Below are 20,439 nucleotides of genomic sequence, written 5' to 3'. Positions count from 1 at the left end.
GGCTTTTTTTCTTTTTAAAGGTAAAAAGAGTTTTTTGCATATTTTTTCTAAAACTAGTAACCGCGTAGGCATAACGCACATAAGATATGTTGACTAAATTTACACCCATCCGATAGTTCAACTCAGGATCAGGCAAGGAGGGTTACATTGAAAGAAAAAGAGTTTCAACCTAAACCGCTACTTACAAAGCGTGAACGAGAAGTATTCGAGCTTTTAGTACAGGACAAAACAACAAAAGAAATCGCGAGTGAACTATTCATTAGCGAAAAAACAGTTCGAAATCATATTTCTAATGCGATGCAAAAGCTTGGAGTCAAGGGGCGTTCTCAAGCAGTCGTAGAACTCCTTCGAATGGGAGAACTTGAACTATAACATGAGCTGGCTTTCTTCTTAGAAAGCCAGCTTTTTGTATATTTCTTTAAGTGGCGCATATGTATCTAGAAAGAATGACGTTAAGAAAATATTATAAAAAAGGTAAATCTTTATAAAAAAAACTTATTGCTTGAAATTGAATTTCAGAGTACGTATACTTTTAAGTAAGGAGATACTACTTCAAAAGAAAGAGAGGTGAGATGATGAAAAATGTATGGTTAGGCGTATTATTATGCATGATATTCTGTTTGCCTTTTGCGAGTTTGCCAGATAAATTTATTGATAACGACTTTGAAAAAGTAAAGGTCACAAAAAGTTCGGTTCAGCATTACACGGATATCGTGCACATGTCTCCAGGAGCTAAGCACAGCGTCAAACAAATAGGATCTCTCATACAAAGTGTGATAGTAACTTTTGCTTTAGTATGGGTGAGTGCCAAACTCATCATTCCGACGCATCAAATTGCGTATTTTATCCTCAAAAAAACACTTTTTTATCCAAAAATCTTTCAATCAAGTTACCTCAATTAAATAAAAAAGGTTGAAATTTCCACAGCCTTTTCTTCGAACCTAAAATTACCAACTATTCTTAGGCTTATTTGCTATGCAAATAACGCGACAAAATTAAAAAATTCTTCTTAAAAACTTTATAGGAGTGATCATTCAATGATGATTAAAGAAACGGAATTGCCAGGAATCGGCCGTAAATTTGAAATTGAGACAAGCGGAGAAAACCGCGTAGTCGTTATCATTCATGATGATGGACGACGTGAAATCTATCATTTCGATCAAAAAGATTTAGAAGAAAGCATTTTTGATATTACGTTAACAGATACGGAATCAAGACAGCTAGCTGCAATTTTAGGCGGCATGATTTACAAGCCAAAAGCAATGGAAACCATTGAAGTGGCATTCAATGACTTAGTTATTGAATGGTATAAAGTTGAAAAACAGGCGAAAGCTCACAGTAAAACAATTGGTGAAATTGACGTTCGCAGCAACTATGATGTCACTATCATCGCCGTCATTAAAAACACGCAAAAAAAATTATCAACTCCAGGACCAGATACGTTGATAGAAGAAGGAGATACGCTTGTTATCTCTGGAGAACGAGGGAATTTAAAAACGCTCATTAAAGAATTGCTTTCACAAGGAGGTAGTTCATAATTGGATCATTTAGTATTTGAAGTTGGGACAGCTTTGTTACTAGTCGCTTTAGCGGCTATACTAGCACATAAATTTAAATTTACGATTATTCCATTCCTCATTCTGCTGGGCATGGCGGTTGGTCCCCATGCTCCTGAGGTTGGCTCATTCAGTTTAAAGTTTATTGAAAGCCAAGAGATTATTGAATTTATGGGGAGAATTGGAGTTCTCTTTTTACTATTTTATTTAGGATTAGAATTTTCAGTCGGAAAGTTAATTAAATCAGGCAGGTCCATAGCAGTGGGAGGATCTATTTATATTTTAATTAACTTCACTTTAGGATTATTGTATGGATACCTGACAGGAAATCCTCTTCTTGAAGTGCTGATTATCGCAGGAATTATTACGATTTCGTCCAGTGCAATTGTCGCAAAAGTATTGGTTGATTTAAAACGAACAGCGAATCCAGAAACGGAACTGATATTAGGGATCATTATGTTTGAAGATATTTTCTTAGCCGTTTATCTTTCTGTCGTTTCAGGATTAGTGCTTGGAGACCACGGATCGCTTGCTGGGTCTTTAACGTCTATTTTAATTGCATTTGGCTATATGATGCTGTTCTTTATCATTGCTCGAAAAGCCACGCCGATATTAAATAAACTTTTAAATATTTCATCAAATGAAATCTTTATAATCGTCGTTTTTGCGGTATTATTTTTTGTAGCAGGCTTCTCAGAAACGATCCATGTGGCAGAAGCAATTGGTGCATTATTGCTTGGACTTGTATTTTCTGAAACAGAACATCGCGATCGGATTGAACATCTTGTCGTACCATTTCGTGATTTCTTTGGAGCCATCTTTTTCTTCAGCTTCGGACTAAGTATTGATCCTCTTACGCTATGGGATGCAGGCTGGCTTGCACTTGGAGCAGTTGCGCTTACGATTATTGGTAACTTTACAGCCGGTATGATCTCAGGAAGAAAAAGCGGGCTGTCACACAAGGCTTCTACCAACATTGGATTAACAATCATGTCACGAGGCGAGTTTTCAATCATTATGGCTAACATCGGAATTGAAGGAGGATTATCCGCTATCCTTCAGCCGTTCGCTGCGCTTTATGTATTGATTTTAGCTATTATTGGTCCTTTGTTAACGAAGGAGTCTAAGCATATATACGGATTTTTAAACTCAATATTTAAATGGAAAAAACCAAATCCTCAAGAATCTAATGGATAAAATATATAAAACACAGTTGACAAATCGGATTAATATGATAAAATTCAAAATAATCCAATAACAAATCAGTTAAATATAGCAACGGGCTGATCGGTCAACCGAAAGCTCCTACCTTTTTTAGGTAGGAGCTTTTATGTTTTTAAGTGAAATAGCTTTTGATTTAAACATTCTAGGAGGAGGAACTGCTGTGAGTGTTGTCATTCAATCTGTTAACCGCTCATTTCAAAAAGGAGAACAAGTAACTCAAGCATTGCGAAATGTAAATCTTACGATTAATAAAGGTGAATTTATTACTATCATTGGTCCGAGCGGATGCGGAAAAAGTACACTGCTTAAAATGATTGCAGGACTTGATATGGATTATGAAGGGCGCATTGAAATCAACGGGAAGCACATAGCCGGACCAAGCATTAAACAAGGAATGATCTTTCAAGAACACCGCTTGTTCCCGTGGCTTAATGTGGAGCAAAATATAGCGGCTGACTTATCGCTAAAAGATTCGAACGTTCGGCGCCGCGTAGATGAGCTAATTGATGTTGTCAGGCTGAAAGGATTTGAAAAAGCTTATCCTCGAGAACTATCTGGTGGGATGTCTCAACGAGTTGCTATTGCGCGTGCTCTTTTAAGAAATCCAGAGGTTTTATTGTTAGATGAACCGTTTGGCGCGTTAGATGCTTTCACTCGAACCCATTTGCAAGATGTGCTGCTAGACATATGGAAAAAAGAAAAAACAACCATGATTTTTGTTACCCACGATTTAGATGAATCCATTTACTTGGGAACTAAAATTGTGATTATGAGTGCCAGACCAGGAGAAATTAGCCGGGTCGTTCCAGTAGAAATTAGTCATCCGCGAAAAAAGACAGAGTTACCTTTTCAGCAGCTAAGGCAGCAAGTGCTGAAAGAATTTGAAGAAGCAGGAGAACATTAAAGGTTCAATAAGACAGAGAAGGAGACAGAACAGATGAAAAAGCTACTTTTAACTGCAGCTATTGTACTTGTTCTCGCATTGGCTGGGTGCGGGACGAAAGAAAAAGCGAGCGGAGAAGGTTCAAAAAACGTTACAGTCAATATTGGTATCCAACAAAGCTTAGGCCCTTTAATGCTGGCACAAAACCAAAAATGGTTTGAAAAAGAATTTAAAAAAATAGGTGTAAATGTTAAATGGACAGAGTTTCAAAGCGGTCCTCCGCAATTTGAAGGTTTAGCATCTGGAAACTTGGATTTCGGTCAAGTTGGAAATTCACCGGTTATTTCTGGCCAAGGCGCAGACATTCCATTTTTAGAAATTGCTAATTCGAGCGATGGATTAAAAGGAAATGCTATTTTAGTAGGAAAAAACAGCAAGATTAAAAACATAAAAGATTTAAAAGGTAAAAAGATTGCGGTCGCGAAAGGAAGCAGCGGTTTTAATTTATTGTACAGAGCTCTTGACCAGAATGGTTTGAAGCCAAGTGATGTAAAAATCATTCAGCTTCAGCCAGACGAAGCTCAGCCAGCATTTGAAAATGGGTCAGTTGATGCATGGTCAATTTGGGAACCGTTTATCTCACTGCAAACTTAAAAAATGATGCTCGTATTTTAGCAGACGGCGATTCGTTAAAGGTTGCTTCACCAGGTTTTACTATTGTAAGAGAAGGCTTTGCAAAAGATCATCCAGAGTTAGTCGTTAAGTTTTTACAAGTTTATCAAAAAGCACTTGAATGGCAAAATGAACATTTTGAAGAATCTGTGGATATTTTAGCAAAACAAAAAAATCTAGATAAAGACGTAGTAAGACAAGTGTTAAAAAATAATCCTGCCTATAATCGCCCAACCTCTAAAGAAATTATTGCAGAACAACAGCGAACAGCTGATTTTCAACAATCTTTAGGCGTTATTAAAAAGAAAATTGATACGGGAGATGTCGTTGATAATTCATTTATTGAAAAAGCATTAAAAGAAAAATGAGGTGATGAAAATGAGTAAAACATCTGTGGTTTCAGGACATGTCCAGTCTTCAGCAGCTCACTTGCAAAAAGTGAAAAAAAGAAAGGAAGAAGCGAAAAATAAGCAGGGGATTTTCCTTCGTTCTCTTATCGTGCCAATTCTGCTTATTGTCGTGTGGCAAATCATTGGTTCTGCGGGCTATGTATCCAAAACTGTTCTTCCTACACCTGTTGATATTGTACGTTCTTTTAAACAGCTCATCGTATCGGGAGAACTCGGAGCTAACCTTCAAATCAGTATTTTGCGTGCTGCCATAGGTTTTGCCGTTGGAGCTGGTCTAGGTTTACTATTTGGTGTTGTTGTCGGTTTCTCAAAAAAAACGGAGCACTATATGGATCCATCCATTCAAATGCTTAGAACTGTTCCTCACCTTGCCTTGGCGCCTTTATTTATCTTATGGTTTGGCTTTGGGGAAATCTCAAAGATATTGTTAATTGCAAACGGTGCATTTTTTCCAATCTATGTTAATACGTATTTAGGCATTCGCGGCGTTGATTCGAAATTATTTGATGTTGCTCGTGTTCTTCAATTTAGTAAATGGAAACAAATCACAAAACTTATTTTACCAGCTGCTCTTCCTAATATTTTACTTGGTGTCCGATTGTCTTTAGGTATTGCATGGCTCGGACTGGTAGTTGCTGAATTAATGGGAGCAAGTGAAGGTGTAGGATACATGATTATGGATGCTAGACAGTTTTCTCAAACGGACGTAGTTTTTGTCGGAATTATCATTTTTGCTGTTGTAGGCAAATTAACCGATTCATTTGTCCGAGTATTAGAAAAGCGTCTTCTTAAATGGAGAGACAGCTACGCAGGTGAAAAATAAAAGAAGGATTTATATACGTATTAATCCTTGTAAATCTATCAGTTTTGTAAGTTAAAAGGAGAGATGATAATGAGCCAGGTTACAATTATTACAGGAAGTCCTTCAAAGCAATCAAGGTCAGCTGCTTTAAGCGAGTATATTGCAGCACATCTACAAGATAAAAAATATGAAGTGAAAACCGTGCATGTCCGCGATCTACCGGCTGAAGACTTAGTATATGCTAACTTTTCTAGCCCTGCGATTCAAGAAGCTCAAAAGAAATTGGCAGATGCTGATGCCGTTATTATTGTCAGCCCAATCTATAAAGCTAGCTACACAGGAATTTTAAAAACATTTTTAGATTTAATACCTGAAAAAGGTTTGCACAATAAAACCGTGCTGCCGATAGCTACAGGGGGAACCATTGCTCATCTACTGGCTCTTGATTATGTATTTAAGCCGACTTTATCCGTTTTAGGAGCTACTGCTCTTATTCATGGAGTTTATATTGTTGATTCTGAGGTGGCCTATACAAAAGAAAATGAAATTGAGTTTATTGCGGAAGAAGCAGAAGCTAGAATTAAACGTTCATTAAAAGAGCTGGAATATCATCTAGAACAAACGAAAAGGAGTGTTGAATCATGAAAATGTTATGGTTTATTCCTTCCCATGGAGATGGAAGATATTTAGGGACAAATCGAGGAGGTCGTTCAGCAGACTATTCATATTTTCGTCAAGTTGCTCAAGCAGCTGACCGGTTAGGATTTGAAGGAGTTCTGATTCCAACAGGGAAATCATGCGAAGACCCGTGGCTATTGGCTGCTTCACTTATACCTGAAACAGAGCGTTTGAAATTTTTAGTAGCTGTACGTCCCGGCATTATGGCTCCTTCTGTGGCAGCGCGCATGACGTCAACTCTTGATCGAATTTCAAACGGTCGTTTACTAGTTAACGTAGTAGCGGGAGGAGATCCAGCTGAATTAGCCGGAGACGGCCTTTTCTTATCACATGATGAACGTTATGAAGCTGCGGATGAATTTTTAGATGTGTGGAAAGGGTTATTGGCTGGAGATACGGTTAATTATGAAGGAAAACATATTCATGTAGAGAACAGTGAGCTGTTATATCCACCTGTTCAAAAACCTTCTCCACCTATTTATTTTGGCGGATCTTCACCCGCAGGACAAAAAGTGGCAGCAAAACATTCTGACGTGTATTTAACATGGGGGGAGCCTCCTGAACAAGTAAGAGAAAAAATAACGGCTGTGAGAAAGCAAGCAGAAGCAGAAGGCAGAACCGTTAAGTTTGGGATTCGTTTGCATATTATTGTACGGGAAACCGAAGAAGAAGCTTGGGAAGCAGCCGATCGATTAATTCAGCATTTGGACGACGACACGATTCAAGCTGCACAGCGTACTTTTGCAAGGTACGACTCAGTTGGGCAGCAGCGAATGGCGAGCCTTCATAGAGGAACCCGAGAGGAACTTACGATTAGCCCTAACTTATGGGCAGGTGTAGGGCTCGTCCGGGGAGGTGCAGGAACTGCACTAGTAGGCAGTGCTGAAAATATAGCGAAACGAATAAAAGAATATGAAGCTTTAGGAATTGAATCTGTTATTTTATCAGGCTATCCGCATTTAGAAGAAGCTTATCACGTAGGGGAGTTATTGTTCCCGCTTTTAAATATTGATGAGGGTGAAGGAAAGAGTCAAAGCATCGGAGAGATTATTGCAAATGATAGGTTTCCAAAAGCTTCAACCTCGTAAAAGAAGAACCGGTGAATTTTTCACCGGTTCTTCTTTTACATTCATCTCAGCCGAGAGACGAGTCTGTTAAATTGTTGGTTTTGGTTTTTCAGGTGCAGCTTGTTTATCTTTTCGACTTTCTTGAATATATACTTTAAAGAGAAAAATATTTAAACAGCCCAGTGTGAGGAATAACGGTGCAAAATAATATTCTTGAGACATAAGTAGGACGAAAACGCTTCCAAAACAGAACAGAGAACTAAACATAAAGTAAAACTGTAAGAATCTTCTCATTTTAGTCGCCTCCTATTCTTTTTCTTCTTACACTTATTATATCAAATACTTTCCAAAAAAGACACAAAATATTCACAAAATGTTCAATTTTTTTCTTATTTACCTATTGATTTTTTTGTAGATATGTAAATTTAGTGGGTTGTAATACCAATTAATTCCTGTATATAACTTTCTGATGGAAAGTTTATGTAAAATTTTATATGATAGGAATGGTATTGAAAAAAGGGGGAAAATCATCATGAGACGAATTGGGTGGCTCTTTTTTACTATGGCAATTCTCTTACTAATAACTGCCGGTTGCTCAAATGATCAACAGAAAGTACAGGATCGATTTGATAAATATGTAGCCATGTGGAATAAAGAAGATTTTGAAGGCATGTATGGATACTTGTCTAAGGATGCTAAAAAGACGATTTCAGAAAAAGACTTTGTAAATCGATATAAAAATATCTATGATGCAATTGAAGCGGACAAGCTGAAAGTGAAGGCAAGTGAAATAGAAGACTTAGAAATAAAAGACCATAAAGCTGTTTTACCTTTTGAAGTAAACATGAACTCTGTAGCCGGTGAAATCTCATTTAAAGAAAATGCTGCTGTGGTTCAAGAAAAACAAGGGGATACAGAGAATTGGTATATTAATTGGAAGCCTAATATGATTTTTAAAGGACTTAAGCAAGGAGAGCAAGTAAGAGTAGCTACTCAGTCAGCTGTACGTGGAGAAATTATGGATCGTTCAGGGAAATATTTAGCTCAAAACGGAGAAGCGGTTCAAGTTGGAGTTGTTCCCCAGCAGTTTTCTAAAGGCGGGGAGCAAGCGATACGACAATTAAGCAAGACTCTTGCTCTTTCAGAAAAAAGTATTAATCAAGCACTGAGCGCCTCTTGGGTGAAAGAGAATCAATTTGTTCCTATTAAAACAGTTAGTCAAAAAGATGCCTCTAATTTAGAGAATTCTTTGAAAAAAGTAGAAGGCATTCAACAAAAAAAGGTAAATGCGCGCGTATATCCTTGTGAAGAAGCGTGTGCTCATTTAGTTGGATACGTTGCGCCTGTCACAGCGGAATATCTAAAAGAGCATAAAGATGAAGGCTATAATGCTCAGTCTAAAGCTGGAATGATCGGCTTAGAGTCTTTATATGAAGATAAGCTTCGTGCTCGAGACGGCGTCACGATTTATACTGTGGATAAAGACGGTAATAAAAAGAATGAAATTGCAAAAGTGAATCCAAAGGACGGAGAAAGCATTCAAGTTACGGTAGACACGAATGTTCAAAAATCCCTTTATGAACAGTTAAAAGATGAAAAAGGAGTAGCTACTGCTCTTCAACCTAAAACGGGAGAAATATTAGGTCTTGTAAGCACGCCAGCTTTTGATCCGAATTCTTTTTCTTTTGGAATCGATGCTAATACGTATCAATCTCTTTCAACGAATCCGGATAAGCCGTTAATGAATCGCTTTACCAAAACGTATTCTCCGGGATCTACATTTAAGTTAGTCACGGGAGCTTTAGCAGTTGATGAAGGTGTAGTAAATCCAAACGAAAGTATATCAATCAGCGGGAAGAAATGGCAGAAAGATAAAAGCTGGGGAAATTTCTACGTAACACGAGTGGGCAGCAAACCGAATGTTAATTTACGTGATGCTTATGTTACATCTGATAATATTTATTTTGCGCAGACTGCTTTGAAGCTAGGTTTAGACAAATTTAACAGTGGTTTAAAACAGTTTGGGTTCAATCAAAAAATGCCTGTTAATTATCCTTTTGAAACGTCTAAAATTGCAGGTGATCAAGATATTAAAGATGAGGGAGTATTAGCAAACTCTGGCTATGGCCAGGGGAAACTGCAAGTGAATCCTCTCCACTTGGCATTGATGTATACATCGATTGTAAACGATGGAAACATAGTAAAGCCTATCCTTATGAACGGTGACGAGAGTGGAATATGGAAAAAACAAGTAATATCTAAAGAAACGGCGCAATTAATTCAAAATGATTTAGTTGATGTCATTGAAGATAAAAACGGTACGGGGCATGCTGCGAAGATAGATGGGTTAACCCTGGCTGGAAAAACGGGAACGGCAGAGCTAAAGAAAACTCAAGGTGAAAAAGGGCAGGAAAACGGATGGTTTGTAGCTGTGGACACAAAACAGAAAAACTTACTCGTTTCAATGATGGTTGAAGGGGTAGAAGATAAAGGCGGAAGTCATTACGTCGTGCCGAAAGTAAAAAATGTATTTCAGCAATATAATAAGTAAATAATAAAAGCCAGTTCTAAAAGAGCTGGCTTTTATTATTTACACAAGGGCACTAATGTTAAGTTTTTGTAAATCCCAGTTTTATACAAGCTCTGAAAACCCTTATTTTAAAAGGAATCAACGTATTATTGTTAATGTATTGTAAAGAAGCCTAAAAAAATGTGTTTGAAAAGTTATTGACAATTAACAATAATAGGAGTAATTTTTGACTTGGCGTAAAAAAATGAATCGCATAACCTATAGGTGAAAGAACCATCTTTTGGGACTTTTGCTCTGGTAAACGTTTGTTTTTTTAGAATTTTTTGATACACAAGAGAGGTGGTTTCTCTCGTTATAGTAATGAACAGCTAAGTTTTATCCATTACTTTAAATGAAAAAAGAAACTAGAACACATATAAAAAGATAGAGAGAAAAAACGAGTGGTAAAGTTTCGATAAATTGGATGGAGGATTGCAACGTGATCAAAAGAAAAAAAGACAAGTTTTCTGAAATGTTAATGGACATTGCCCAAAATATTAAGGACTCAGCGGAGTTTTTAGGCAGCTTTGAACTTCAAAATGTATCTGACCTAAAGGAATTTGCCAACGTTTTAAAAGCGTATGAATCAAAAGGTGATAAATACGTGCATACAGTGATTACTGAGTTGAACAAAGCATTTATTACTCCAATTGAGCGTGAAGATATTTTACAGCTAGCGATGAGCATGGATGATGTACTTGATGGCATCGACAGCTTTGCTGCTTTAATGGAAATTCATTCAATTACGACATTTGATGAATATGTAGCTGAATTTGTTAAAAATATTCAAGGCTGTGCTGAAGAAATTTTAATTACGATTAATTTGTTGTCTGAGAAAAAGCTTCTTCAAATTAGTGAGCATGCAATTAAAATTAAAGAGTATGAGTCACATTGTGATACATTATATCGTCGTGCACTAAAACAATTATTTGCAACATGTAAAGATCCAATTAAAGTTATTCAATATAAAGAAATTTATGAAACGCTAGAAGAAATCGCGGATTATTGTCAAACGGTTGCGAACAACTTAGAATCAGTTATTATGAAGAATGCGTAACGGGGCTATATTATAATGGATTCGATGCTAATATTAACCATTCTAATTGTAGTTGGTGCACTTGGCTTTGACTTTATCAATGGATTTCACGATACAGCTAATGCCATTGCGACTTCTGTTTCAACCAAAGCTTTAAAACCGCGACATGCAATTCTTTTAGCTGCAACCATGAACTTTGTCGGTGCTATGACGTTCACGGGCGTAGCCAAAACAATTACAAAGGATATCGTTGATCCTTATACGCTTCAAAATGGTTCTGTCGTTATTTTAGCAGCATTAATTTCTGCTATCGCGTGGAATCTAATCACATGGTATTTCGGTATTCCGAGTAGTTCTTCTCATGCAATTATTGGATCGATTGCAGGAGCAGCTATTGCAGCTGCTGGATTTGGTGCTTTAAATTACAAAGGTTTCATCAAAATCATTGAAGCCCTTCTAATTTCACCAGTTCTAGCCTTTGTAGTAGGTTATATTGTCTATACGATTATCAAACTAACGTTTAAAAACCATAACTTGACGAAAACGAATAAGCGTTTTCGCCGCGTTCAAATCCTGACTGCAGCCCTACAATCTTACACACACGGTACGAATGATGCGCAAAAAGCAATGGGTATCATTACGCTGGCGCTTATTGCTAACAATATGCAAAGCGGTACTGATATTCAGTGGTGGGTACAGCTGGCTTGTGCGGTCGCAATGGGGCTTGGAACGTCAATTGGCGGATGGAAAATCATTAAAACCGTCGGCGGTAAAATTATGAAAATTCGTCCTGTGAATGGGGTAGCTGCAGACTTAACAGGTGCTGCCATTATCTTTGGAGCAACGTTTATTCATCTACCTGTCAGTACTACTCATGTTATTTCATCTTCTATCTTAGGTGTAGGTTCTGCTCACCGAGTGAAAGGTGTAAAATGGGGAACTGCACAGCGCATGGTGATTACATGGGTTATCACGTTGCCAATTTCAGCTTCATTAGCTGCACTTATCTATATGATTTTAAATTTGTTCTTTTAATAAATGTGGAGCTTCTTTTAAAGAAGCTCCTTTTTTTATTTACATCCCCTCATTTGCACAGTACACTTAAAGCATGAAAATAACACAATCGTTTTTAAAAGGGAGATGGGGAAATGTTTGGAAAAGTAGCTGCTGATGTATTGGGGCTAAGTGATATTGGTTCTGTTATTAAGCCAGTTGATTATGACAAGGTAGATGCAGACGATTACGTTATGCATGAAGAACAAGAAAAAATTTATTTTCTAATTAAATCAAAGTCAGATGAATATTGCTTTACCAATAAAGCGCTCATTCACCTTGATGGAACAAGTGCTACAAGTAAAAAGCGAATGCTTCGCCGCTATAACTACAGCACAAATCACATTTCAAACGTGATGCTAGAAACGGCTGGAACTGTCGATTTAGATGTGGAAATTAAATTTAAAATTGGCTCGGAGACTTTTTCTATCGATGTACACAAAAAGCATATAGAAGAGGTAAAAGATTTATATAAAGCGCTGTTTAAAATGTCTGAAATAACGCGTGAAAATGAAATTGCGCTCGATTTTGCTAAACAAAGCATTCAGCTAGCTTCTTCTACGCTAAGCAGTACAAGAAACACAAGTGGAAGTGTTGCCAGTGAATTTAAAGAAATTAACGAAGCTGCGTTTTCTTGGTTATTAGATAAAAAAACAGCCTACACAACAAAAGATTTCAGCTCAGTTTTCGAGCTGTATATCAATAATTAATAGAAACAGCTGCTCCTTTTATGGAGCAGCTGTTTTTTGATGCTGAATGAGAGTATGTAGACTTATGATGAACGTTGTACAATCCTCATGTTAACCTTGAAAAATCACCGAAAAAAGAGCACAATATAAAATAGAAAAGAGAAACAATAGAGACGGGTTTAACTGAAAGAAATAATAGAAAATAAGACTTATAGGTGGAAAGGATTACGGTATGACAGCGAAAAATAATGAGGATACAGTGGCAGAATTAGAAAAGTCACTTCGACATATTGCAGCGATTGTGAAGCAAAAAGGAAGAGAAATTTTAGAAGACTATACGATTACGCCACCTCAGTTTATTGCTTTGCAGTGGCTGTTTGAACGTGGAGATATGACGATTGGCGATTTATCAAATCGTATTTTTCTCGCTTGTAGTACAACGACAGATTTAGTAGATCGTATGGAAAAAAATAAGTTGGTGGTTCGGGTAAAAGATCCAAAAGACCGCCGCGTAGTGCGTATTCATTTGCTTCCTGAAGGAGCACGTGTTATCGAAGAAGTAATTGAAAAGCGACAAACGTATTTAAATGGCGTACTGGCAAACTTCTCTCCTAGTGAAACAGAAGTTTTACGAGTAACGTTACGAAAATTGCATGATGAAATGAAAGAAAAATGAGGCGATTGTTTTGAGTAGACCAATTGGTGTTATAGATTCAGGTGTGGGCGGATTAACGGTAGCAAAGGAAATTATGAGACAGCTTCCGAAAGAACAAATTATGTACATTGGAGATACAGCCCGCTGCCCATACGGTCCTCGTCCTAGTGAAGAAGTACGAGCTTTCACATGGGAGATGACTAATTATTTACTAGCTAAAGATATTAAAATGCTTGTTATTGCGTGCAATACGGCTACGGCAGTTGTACTCGATGAAATTCAAGAACAGCTCAACATTCCGGTTATAGGCGTCATTGAACCAGGATCACGCGCTGCGCTTAAAGTAACTAAAAATCATAAAATAGGCGTAATTGGCACAAACGGAACCGTAAAAAGTCAAGCCTATACACATGCACTCCGCGCTCTTCATACGAGAGTGGAAGTGGAAAATTTAGCCTGCCCTTTGTTTGTACCTCTTGTAGAGAGCGGTAATTATGAGGGACCGGAAGCGCAGCGAATTGTAAAAGAAACATTAAAACCTTTTTATCATACAGATATGGATACCCTTATTTTAGGATGTACGCATTATCCGTTATTAAAGTCAGTTATTCAAGAAGCAATTGGGCCGCGGGTGCAGTTAATCAGTTCTGGTGAAGAAACGGCAATAGAGGTAAGTGCCATTCTTTCTTATAGCAATTTACTAGCTCCTAGAAACATGGAGCCCGAACATTACTTCTACACAACAGGATCAACAGAGCTGTTTCAATCCATTGCATCTAAATGGTTTGAGCACCCTGTATATAATGTTGAACATATCAAGCTTTAAAAACCGAGCATATCATGCTCGGTTTTTTTTGTGGTCAAAAACTTGTTTGAGCTGGTCTAAAATGCAAATAAGCTCGTATACATAGTAGTACAAACAGTCTGAGGAGGGAAAGGAATGTCCAAAAAGACCAAATTTGTTCTCATATCCGCCGTGGTGACCACATCTGTGTTGTTATCCGGCTGTGGACTTTTCGGAGGGGATAACGCAGCAAAGGAAATTGATCCGCCCAAGGATGTCACCTATGTGAAAGATGAAAAATCATTAGCGACTGAAGCGAAAGTAACGGAAGCTAATAAAAAGCAAAGTAAAGCGGCAGAAACATCTGCGCCTACCAAAAGAGAACTCTACTTAATTGATAAAAACGGGTACGTTGTTCCCCAGACGCTTGAAATTCCTAAATCAAAAGGTGTCGCTAAACAGTCTCTTGAATATTTAGTAGAAGGTGGACCCGTCACAAACTTATTGCCAAATAATTTCCGAGCGGTTCTTCCTGCTGATACAAGAGTTTTAGGGACAAAGCTGGAAAGTGACGGCACGATGGTAGCAGATTTTTCACCTGAATTTGCTGAGTATAAAAAAGAAGATGAACTCCGTATCCTGCAGGCCGTCACTTGGACGCTGACGCAGTTTGAAGGCGTAAATAAAGTTAAAATTCGCATTAACGGCTATGATAAAGATGAAATGCCTGTAAATCATACGCCAATCAGTAAAGGGTTAAGCAGAGCAGACGGTATTAACTTTGATAATACTGGAGTAGTTGACGTAACCCAAACGAAACCAGTTACGATTTATTACTTAGCTCAAGAGGGGAAACAAACTTACTATGTTCCTGTCACAAAACGAATTGCTTCTGATGACAAAGATATGTACACGGCAATTGTGAACGAACTTGTAGAAGGACCTGCGCCTGCATCAGGTTTAGTGACAGATTTTAATCCTGATGCAAAGCTCGTAGCAGCTCCAAAGTATGCGGACGGTGAGTTAACGCTGAATTTTAATAAAAACATCTTTGGGAATTTAAAAGGAACGGAAATTTCTCAGCATGTTCTCGACTCCTTGGTGTTATCCCTGACGGAACAAAAAGCCGTAGACAGCGTTGCCATTAAGGTGAATGGCAAAAAAATGCTAAAAGATGAAAAAGGGAAAAAGTTAACGGAGCCGGTTTCAAGACCTAAAAATGTGAACACAGGTAGTTTTTAAAAACAAATTTTTGTTATACTAGTAAAGGACTAAGTAGAAAGAGGTCTGCTGAAATAGCGACCTCTTTCCGCTGTTTTATAGTTAAAATGGAAGAAGCTATTACATATAAATGAATTAATAGGAGGACATGCTTAATGCGTTTGGACGGTAGAGAATTTAATGAATTGAGACCTGTATCTCTTCATACTTCATACTTAAAGCACCCAGAAGGATCTGTATTAATCTCGGTGGGAGACACAAAGGTTATTTGTACAGCAAGCATAGATGACAGAGTGCCTCCTTTTATGCGTGGACAAGGAAAAGGATGGATTACAGCTGAGTATTCTATGCTGCCTCGAGCTACGGCACAAAGAAATATACGTGAATCATCAAAAGGTAAAGTCACAGGACGAACAATGGAAATTCAGCGTCTAATCGGACGAGCTCTGCGTTCTGTAGTCGACCTGGAAAAGGTCGGAGAAAAGACAATTTGGATTGATTGTGATGTTATTCAAGCAGATGGCGGAACAAGAACAGCATCGATTACAGGTGCTTTTGTGGCTATGGTTTTAGCGTTTGGAAGGCTGGTTGAAGAGAACAAGCTAACAGAAATTCCTATTCGTGACTACTTAGCTGCGACTTCAGTAGGTATTCATGGAGAAAATTCGATTTTAGATTTAAATTATGAAGAAGATTCGACAGCGGAAGTTGACATGAATATTGTGATGACAGGAAGCGGACAGTTTGTAGAATTACAGGGAACGGGAGAGGAATCGACGTTTTCTAGAGAACAGTTAAACCATCTTCTGGATTTAGGGGAAAAGGGTGTTTATCAATTGATTGAACAGCAAAAGGAAGTTCTTGATCACCTGACTGCTTACATTCCGGTTAAAGAAAGGTAAGGGATTAACGTGCGTGAAATCATTATTGCAACTAAAAATGCAGGCAAAGTAAAAGATTTTGAAACACTTTTCTCACCAAAGGGATTTCAAGTGAAATCGCTTCTTGATTTTCCTGAGATGGAAGACGTGGAAGAAACGGGCGTTACATTTGCAGAGAATGCGACGCTAAAAGCAGAGGCCATTTCATTCGCATTAAATAAGCCTGTCATTGCCGATGACTCGGGGCTTGCTATTGATGCCTTAAACGGGGAGCCAGGCGTTTATTCCGCGCGTTATGCTGGTGAAAATAAAGATGATAATGCTAATATAGAGAAGGTACTTCAAAAATTAAATGACGTGCCGTTTGAAAAGCGCACGGCACGCTTTCATTGTGCTCTTGCTATTGCAGTGCCCGGAAAAAGAACAGAAATTGTAGAAGGCACGTGTGAAGGGCACATCTTGGAGGAAAAAAGAGGGGAAAACGGTTTTGGGTACGATCCTATTTTCTTTGTAGAAAAATGGAGATGCTCCATGGCAGAATTGTCTAAAGAACAAAAAAATCAGATTAGTCACCGAGCAAATGCGTTAAAAAAACTAGCACCGCTAATTGATGCGCAATTTTAGAAGGAGTGATGACGTGTGAAACTATTAATTGTAAGCGATAGCCACGGGTTACAAGAAGAACTGCTCACTATCAGAGAGAGACATGCTGATGTAGATAAGATGATCCATTGTGGGGACTCTGAGTTGCCGCAAGACAGCAAAGAAATGTCTGCGTTTTTAGGCGTTCGAGGAAATTGTGACTACGATGCATCTTACGTTAATGATCGAGTAGAGTCGCTTGGAGAAGCTACGTGTCTGGTTACACACGGTCACTTATATAATGTTAAAATGTCTATGATGAATCTGCATTACAAAGCGAGAGAAGTCGGGGCAAACGTTGTTTGTTTTGGGCATTCTCACATAGCGGGAGCTGAGCTCATGGACGGAGTTTTATTTATCAATCCAGGAAGTATGTTACTTCCTCGTATGAGAAAAGAACGTACGTATGCTATACTAGTAATGGATGGTACAGAAGCTACCGTGCAGTTTTACGATATAAGCGGTAAACATATTCCTAGCATGCAGTTAACCTGTACCCTTTCAGCATAATATAGCCAAATATAGGGAGAAGAGAAGGTTTTTTACCTCTCTTCTCATAAAATTTCAAAAAAAACGTTGACTTTTAAATTATATTTGAATATAATAAGTATTGTCTTTGATACAGTTTAACATTATGTCCCAGTAGCTCAGCAGGATAGAGCAACGGCCTTCTAAGCCGTCGGTCGGGAGTTCGAATCTCTCCTGGGACGTCGAGAAAAAAATCCCGGCTTTTACTTTTTAGTAAAAGCCGGGATTTTTTTATTTATTTTTAAAAAGTGAATGTTTGTTCATTCAGTGTGCACACATGAACGTTTCAGAAAAACTTTTCCAACTGCTATAAACCCTCATTACATCAATAATGAAAACGCATTCAAATATTCTGTTTAGTCTAAATTGTCTAAAAAAATCTCGAAAAGTGGTTGACTATGCATAGAAATGGGCGTAAGATAGTCCTCAAATATAAGTTTTCTAAAAATTTTAATTAATTGTAATTAATTTAAAATATGATGTGTAAAGCATTGTTCAAAAAGCATATAGCGTTTTAAAACGTTGAAGAGGATAAGTAGTTTTGATGTTTAGGTATCAACAGAGAGTCGGGTTGCTGGAAGCCGGCGTTACCAACTCAAAATGAACTCACCTCAGAGTGTCACCCTGAAATTCAGTAAGGGCGACCGAGTGTACTTCCAAAGCACTCGTTATCAAAAAGAATGTACAGTATACATTCATAAGGTAATCATTACGATTACAAACGAGGGTGGTACCGCGTAAAGTACAAAAGACTTTTCGCCCCTTGACCTATATCATTTGATAGGGTCTATTTAGGGGTGAGAAGTCTTTTTTCTTTTATCTAGAAAACGAAAGGATGAGAAAAGTGGGAGCCAATATGCAAACGAAAGAACCTGTAAGCACTGGGGCACAAATGAATGGAGCTGACATGTTGATTGAATCTTTAAGAAGAGAAAACGTTGACGTCATCTTCGGTTACCCAGGGGGAGCCGTTTTACCGATTTACGATAAGCTATACGGTTCAGGAATGTTCCACGTACTTGCTCGTCACGAACAAGGTGGAATTCACGCAGCAGAAGGGTACGCAAGAATTTCAGGTAAACCCGGTGTAGTTATCGCAACAAGTGGTCCTGGTGCAACAAATATCGTAACAGGTTTGGCAGATGCGATGATTGACTCACTTCCTTTAGTTGTTTTTACTGGTCAAGTAGCTTCAAGTGTAATTGGTTCTGACGCGTTCCAAGAAGCAGATGTATTAGGAATCACAATGCCAATTACAAAACATAGCTATCAAGTACGCAATATCAGCGACATGCCGAGAATCATCAAAGAGGCATTTCATATTGCGACAACAGGAAGACCTGGTCCAGTCTTAATCGACATTCCAAAGGATATGGCACAGGGTGATGGAACATTTAATTACGAAGGAGAAATTGATTTACCTGGCTATCAGCCAACTTATTTTCCAAATCAGCTGCAGGTTAAAAAGTTAACAGACGCAGTAGCAGCTGCAAAGAAACCTGTTATCCTAGCAGGTGCGGGAGTGTTATTGAGTAAAGGTTCAGAAGAATTAAAAAATTATGCTGAGCGTCAAAATATTCCGGTTATTAATACGCTTTTAGGGTTAGGCTGTTTTCCTGCAGACCATCCGCTTCATTTAGGAATGGCTGGCATGCACGGAACGTACACAGCAAACATGGCAATTTATGAGAGTGATCTTCTCATTAGTATTGGTGCACGCTTTGATGACCGAGTAACAGGTAACTTAAAGCATTTTGCACCAAATGCAAAAATTGCTCACATTGACATCGACCCGGCAGAAATTGGAAAGAATGTTCCGACCAAGATTCCAATTGTTGGAGATGCAAAAGAAGTATTAAAGCAATTGCTTCTGCAAGAAGGAGAAGTTGGAGATTATACGAAATGGCATGAGAAATTAGCGGCATGGAAACAAGAATATCCATTATGGTATCAGAACTCAGCGGACGTGTTAAAACCACAAAAAGTAGTTGAGTTGCTTCACAAGTATACAAATGGAGATGCCGTTGTTACAACGGACGTTGGGCAACATCAAATGTGGGTAGCTCAATACTACACATTTAATAATCCTGATCGATGGGTAACTTCAGGTGGTCTTGGCACCATGGGCTTTGGATTACCTTCTGCAATCGGCGCTCAGCTGGCAAATAAAGATAAAACAGTTGTAGCCGTCGTTGGTGACGGTGGATTTCAAATGACGCTTCAAGAATTAGGGGTTATTAGAGAATTAAATTTACCTGTAAAAGTGGTTGTGCTCAACAATCAATCGCTTGGTATGGTTCGTCAGTGGCAGGAAATCTTCTATGAAGAACGCTACTCGCACTCTTTAATTCCGAATCAGCCTAATTTGATGAAGCTTGCGGAAGCCTATGATATCAAAGGTTTACAAGCTTCTACTGAAGAAGAAGCGCATGCGGCTCTGAAAGAAGCAATGGAAACAGATGGACCTGTTTTACTAAACTTCTTTGTCGCACCTAAAGAAAACGTATATCCAATGGTTGCACCTGGAAAAGGATTACATGAAATGGTAGGGGTGAAACCATGAAGCGAATTATTACAGCAACTGTATTAAACCGTGCGGGCGTTTTAAATCGCGTAACGGGGTTATTTACAAAAAGAAATTTCAATATTGAGAGTATTTCGGTAGGGCACACTGAATCTGAGGATGTATCACGCATGACGTTTGTTGTGAACGTAGAGCATGATAACGCTGCTGAACAAGTAATTAAGCAGTTAAATAAGCAAATTGACGTGTTGAAAGTTCAAGATATTACGGATCAAGCGGTGGTGTCAAGAGAGCTTGCTTTAATGAAAGTAGCATCTACACCAGCGAGCCGTAACGAACTTTATGCAGTAATTGAGCCTTTCCGTGCAACCATCATTGATGTAAGCCGCGATAGCTTAATTATTCAAGTAACAGGTGAATCCAGCAAGATTGAAGCGATGATTGATTTACTTCAGCCTTATGGATTAAAAGAAGTAACGCGCACGGGAACAGTAGCTGTTCCGCGCGGTACGCAAAAAGCAGCAGCCAAACTTTCATCAATCATTTAATTCTAGCTAGTTACTAA

At 38.3% G+C, this 20,439-nt stretch carries 21 protein-coding genes, 1 tRNA gene, 1 pseudogene and 1 other annotated feature; of the genes and pseudogenes, 22 read left to right on the top strand and 1 reads right to left on the bottom strand.

Annotated elements, in window-relative coordinates; all coding sequences use genetic code 11:
- Nucleotides 1–147: 147 nt before the first annotated feature.
- The 9 genes and pseudogenes from gerE (at nt 148) to ssuD (ending at nt 7,313) form a co-directional block, all read left to right on the top strand.
- The gene (gene gerE, locus N178_RS05530; protein ID WP_013059396.1) at nt 148–372 is read left to right on the top strand and encodes a spore germination transcription factor GerE; all 225 of its coding nucleotides are present in this window, start codon (nt 148–150) and stop codon (nt 370–372) included.
- Nucleotides 373–572: 200 nt separating this feature from the next.
- Entirely contained in the window at nt 573–902 is a 330-nt protein-coding gene (locus N178_RS05525; RefSeq protein WP_237758410.1) for a hypothetical protein, read from the top strand.
- A gap of 135 nt (nt 903–1,037) precedes the next feature.
- Entirely contained in the window at nt 1,038–1,538 is a 501-nt protein-coding gene (locus N178_RS05520) for a cation:proton antiporter regulatory subunit (protein ID WP_045291127.1), read from the top strand.
- Nucleotides 1,539–2,753: a cation:proton antiporter gene (locus tag N178_RS05515; protein WP_045291125.1), complete on the top strand. Its 1,215-nt coding sequence runs from the start codon at nt 1,539–1,541 to the stop codon at nt 2,751–2,753.
- A gap of 133 nt (nt 2,754–2,886) precedes the next feature.
- On the top strand, nt 2,887–3,684 hold the full coding sequence (locus N178_RS05510) for an ABC transporter ATP-binding protein (protein ID WP_080890145.1): 798 nt from the start codon (nt 2,887–2,889) through the stop codon (nt 3,682–3,684).
- A gap of 33 nt (nt 3,685–3,717) precedes the next feature.
- Nucleotides 3,718–4,703, top strand: a pseudogene (locus N178_RS05505) (aliphatic sulfonate ABC transporter substrate-binding protein).
- Between the two features lie 10 nt (nt 4,704–4,713).
- Entirely contained in the window at nt 4,714–5,568 is an 855-nt protein-coding gene (locus N178_RS05500) for an ABC transporter permease (RefSeq protein WP_045291123.1), read from the top strand.
- 69 nt (nt 5,569–5,637) lie between these two features.
- Complete coding sequence (ssuE, locus tag N178_RS05495) at nt 5,638–6,192, top strand: NADPH-dependent FMN reductase (RefSeq protein ID WP_045291121.1); 555 nt, start codon at nt 5,638–5,640, stop codon at nt 6,190–6,192.
- Nucleotides 6,189–7,313, top strand: coding sequence for an FMNH2-dependent alkanesulfonate monooxygenase (ssuD, locus tag N178_RS05490; protein ID WP_045291119.1), 1,125 nt, complete (start codon nt 6,189–6,191; stop codon nt 7,311–7,313). The genes ssuE and ssuD overlap by 4 nt, the downstream gene beginning before the upstream one ends.
- 66 nt (nt 7,314–7,379) lie before the next feature.
- Here ssuD and N178_RS05485 read toward each other — a convergent pair whose 3' ends face one another.
- On the bottom strand, nt 7,380–7,586 hold the full coding sequence (locus N178_RS05485; protein ID WP_013059387.1) for a hypothetical protein: 207 nt from the start codon (nt 7,584–7,586) through the stop codon (nt 7,380–7,382).
- A gap of 238 nt (nt 7,587–7,824) precedes the next feature.
- Between N178_RS05485 and N178_RS05480 the strand changes: the two genes are divergently transcribed.
- From N178_RS05480 to ilvN, 13 genes are all read left to right on the top strand, one after another.
- Entirely contained in the window at nt 7,825–9,843 is a 2,019-nt protein-coding gene (locus N178_RS05480) for a penicillin-binding transpeptidase domain-containing protein (protein WP_045291118.1), read from the top strand.
- 442 nt (nt 9,844–10,285) lie between these two features.
- A complete protein-coding gene (locus tag N178_RS05475) occupies nt 10,286–10,918 on the top strand; it encodes a DUF47 domain-containing protein (protein ID WP_029711160.1) in 633 nt (210 codons plus the stop codon).
- Nucleotides 10,919–10,933: 15 nt separating this feature from the next.
- On the top strand, nt 10,934–11,932 hold the full coding sequence (locus N178_RS05470) for an inorganic phosphate transporter (protein ID WP_013085148.1): 999 nt from the start codon (nt 10,934–10,936) through the stop codon (nt 11,930–11,932).
- A gap of 113 nt (nt 11,933–12,045) precedes the next feature.
- Entirely contained in the window at nt 12,046–12,660 is a 615-nt protein-coding gene (locus N178_RS05465) for a PH domain-containing protein (RefSeq protein WP_013085147.1), read from the top strand.
- Between the two features lie 211 nt (nt 12,661–12,871).
- Nucleotides 12,872–13,315 carry a MarR family winged helix-turn-helix transcriptional regulator gene (locus N178_RS05460; protein WP_013059382.1) on the top strand — a complete coding sequence of 148 codons (444 nt, stop codon included), beginning with the start codon at nt 12,872–12,874 and terminating at the stop codon, nt 13,313–13,315.
- 10 nt (nt 13,316–13,325) lie between these two features.
- On the top strand, nt 13,326–14,120 hold the full coding sequence (racE, locus tag N178_RS05455; protein ID WP_045291117.1) for a glutamate racemase: 795 nt from the start codon (nt 13,326–13,328) through the stop codon (nt 14,118–14,120).
- Nucleotides 14,121–14,234: 114 nt separating this feature from the next.
- Complete coding sequence (locus N178_RS05450) at nt 14,235–15,320, top strand: GerMN domain-containing protein (RefSeq protein ID WP_045291116.1); 1,086 nt, start codon at nt 14,235–14,237, stop codon at nt 15,318–15,320.
- Between the two features lie 134 nt (nt 15,321–15,454).
- The gene (rph, locus tag N178_RS05445; RefSeq protein WP_045291115.1) at nt 15,455–16,201 is read left to right on the top strand and encodes a ribonuclease PH; all 747 of its coding nucleotides are present in this window, start codon (nt 15,455–15,457) and stop codon (nt 16,199–16,201) included.
- 9 nt (nt 16,202–16,210) lie between these two features.
- On the top strand, nt 16,211–16,804 hold the full coding sequence (locus N178_RS05440; protein WP_045291114.1) for an XTP/dITP diphosphatase: 594 nt from the start codon (nt 16,211–16,213) through the stop codon (nt 16,802–16,804).
- Nucleotides 16,805–16,819: 15 nt separating this feature from the next.
- Nucleotides 16,820–17,332, top strand: coding sequence for a metallophosphoesterase (locus tag N178_RS05435; RefSeq protein WP_013059377.1), 513 nt, complete (start codon nt 16,820–16,822; stop codon nt 17,330–17,332).
- A gap of 126 nt (nt 17,333–17,458) precedes the next feature.
- Nucleotides 17,459–17,532 (top strand) — tRNA-Arg (locus N178_RS05430).
- A 331-nt stretch (nt 17,533–17,863) separates the two neighbouring features.
- Nucleotides 17,864–18,117, top strand: a binding site (T-box leader).
- 68 nt (nt 18,118–18,185) lie between these two features.
- Entirely contained in the window at nt 18,186–19,913 is a 1,728-nt protein-coding gene (ilvB, locus tag N178_RS05425) for an acetolactate synthase large subunit (RefSeq protein ID WP_237758409.1), read from the top strand.
- Nucleotides 19,910–20,422 (top strand): acetolactate synthase small subunit, encoded by a 513-nt coding sequence (gene ilvN / locus N178_RS05420; RefSeq protein WP_013059375.1) that lies wholly within the window; start codon nt 19,910–19,912, stop codon nt 20,420–20,422. Before ilvB ends, ilvN begins: the two co-directional genes overlap by 4 nt.
- The last annotated feature ends 17 nt before the right edge of the window (nt 20,423–20,439 follow it).

The organism is Priestia aryabhattai B8W22 (assembly GCF_000956595.1).
Classification (GTDB): Bacteria; Bacillota; Bacilli; order Bacillales; family Bacillaceae_H; genus Priestia; species Priestia aryabhattai.
The sequence above is the reverse complement of the archived record's forward strand: the minus strand, read 5'-3'. Positions and strand labels throughout refer to the sequence as shown.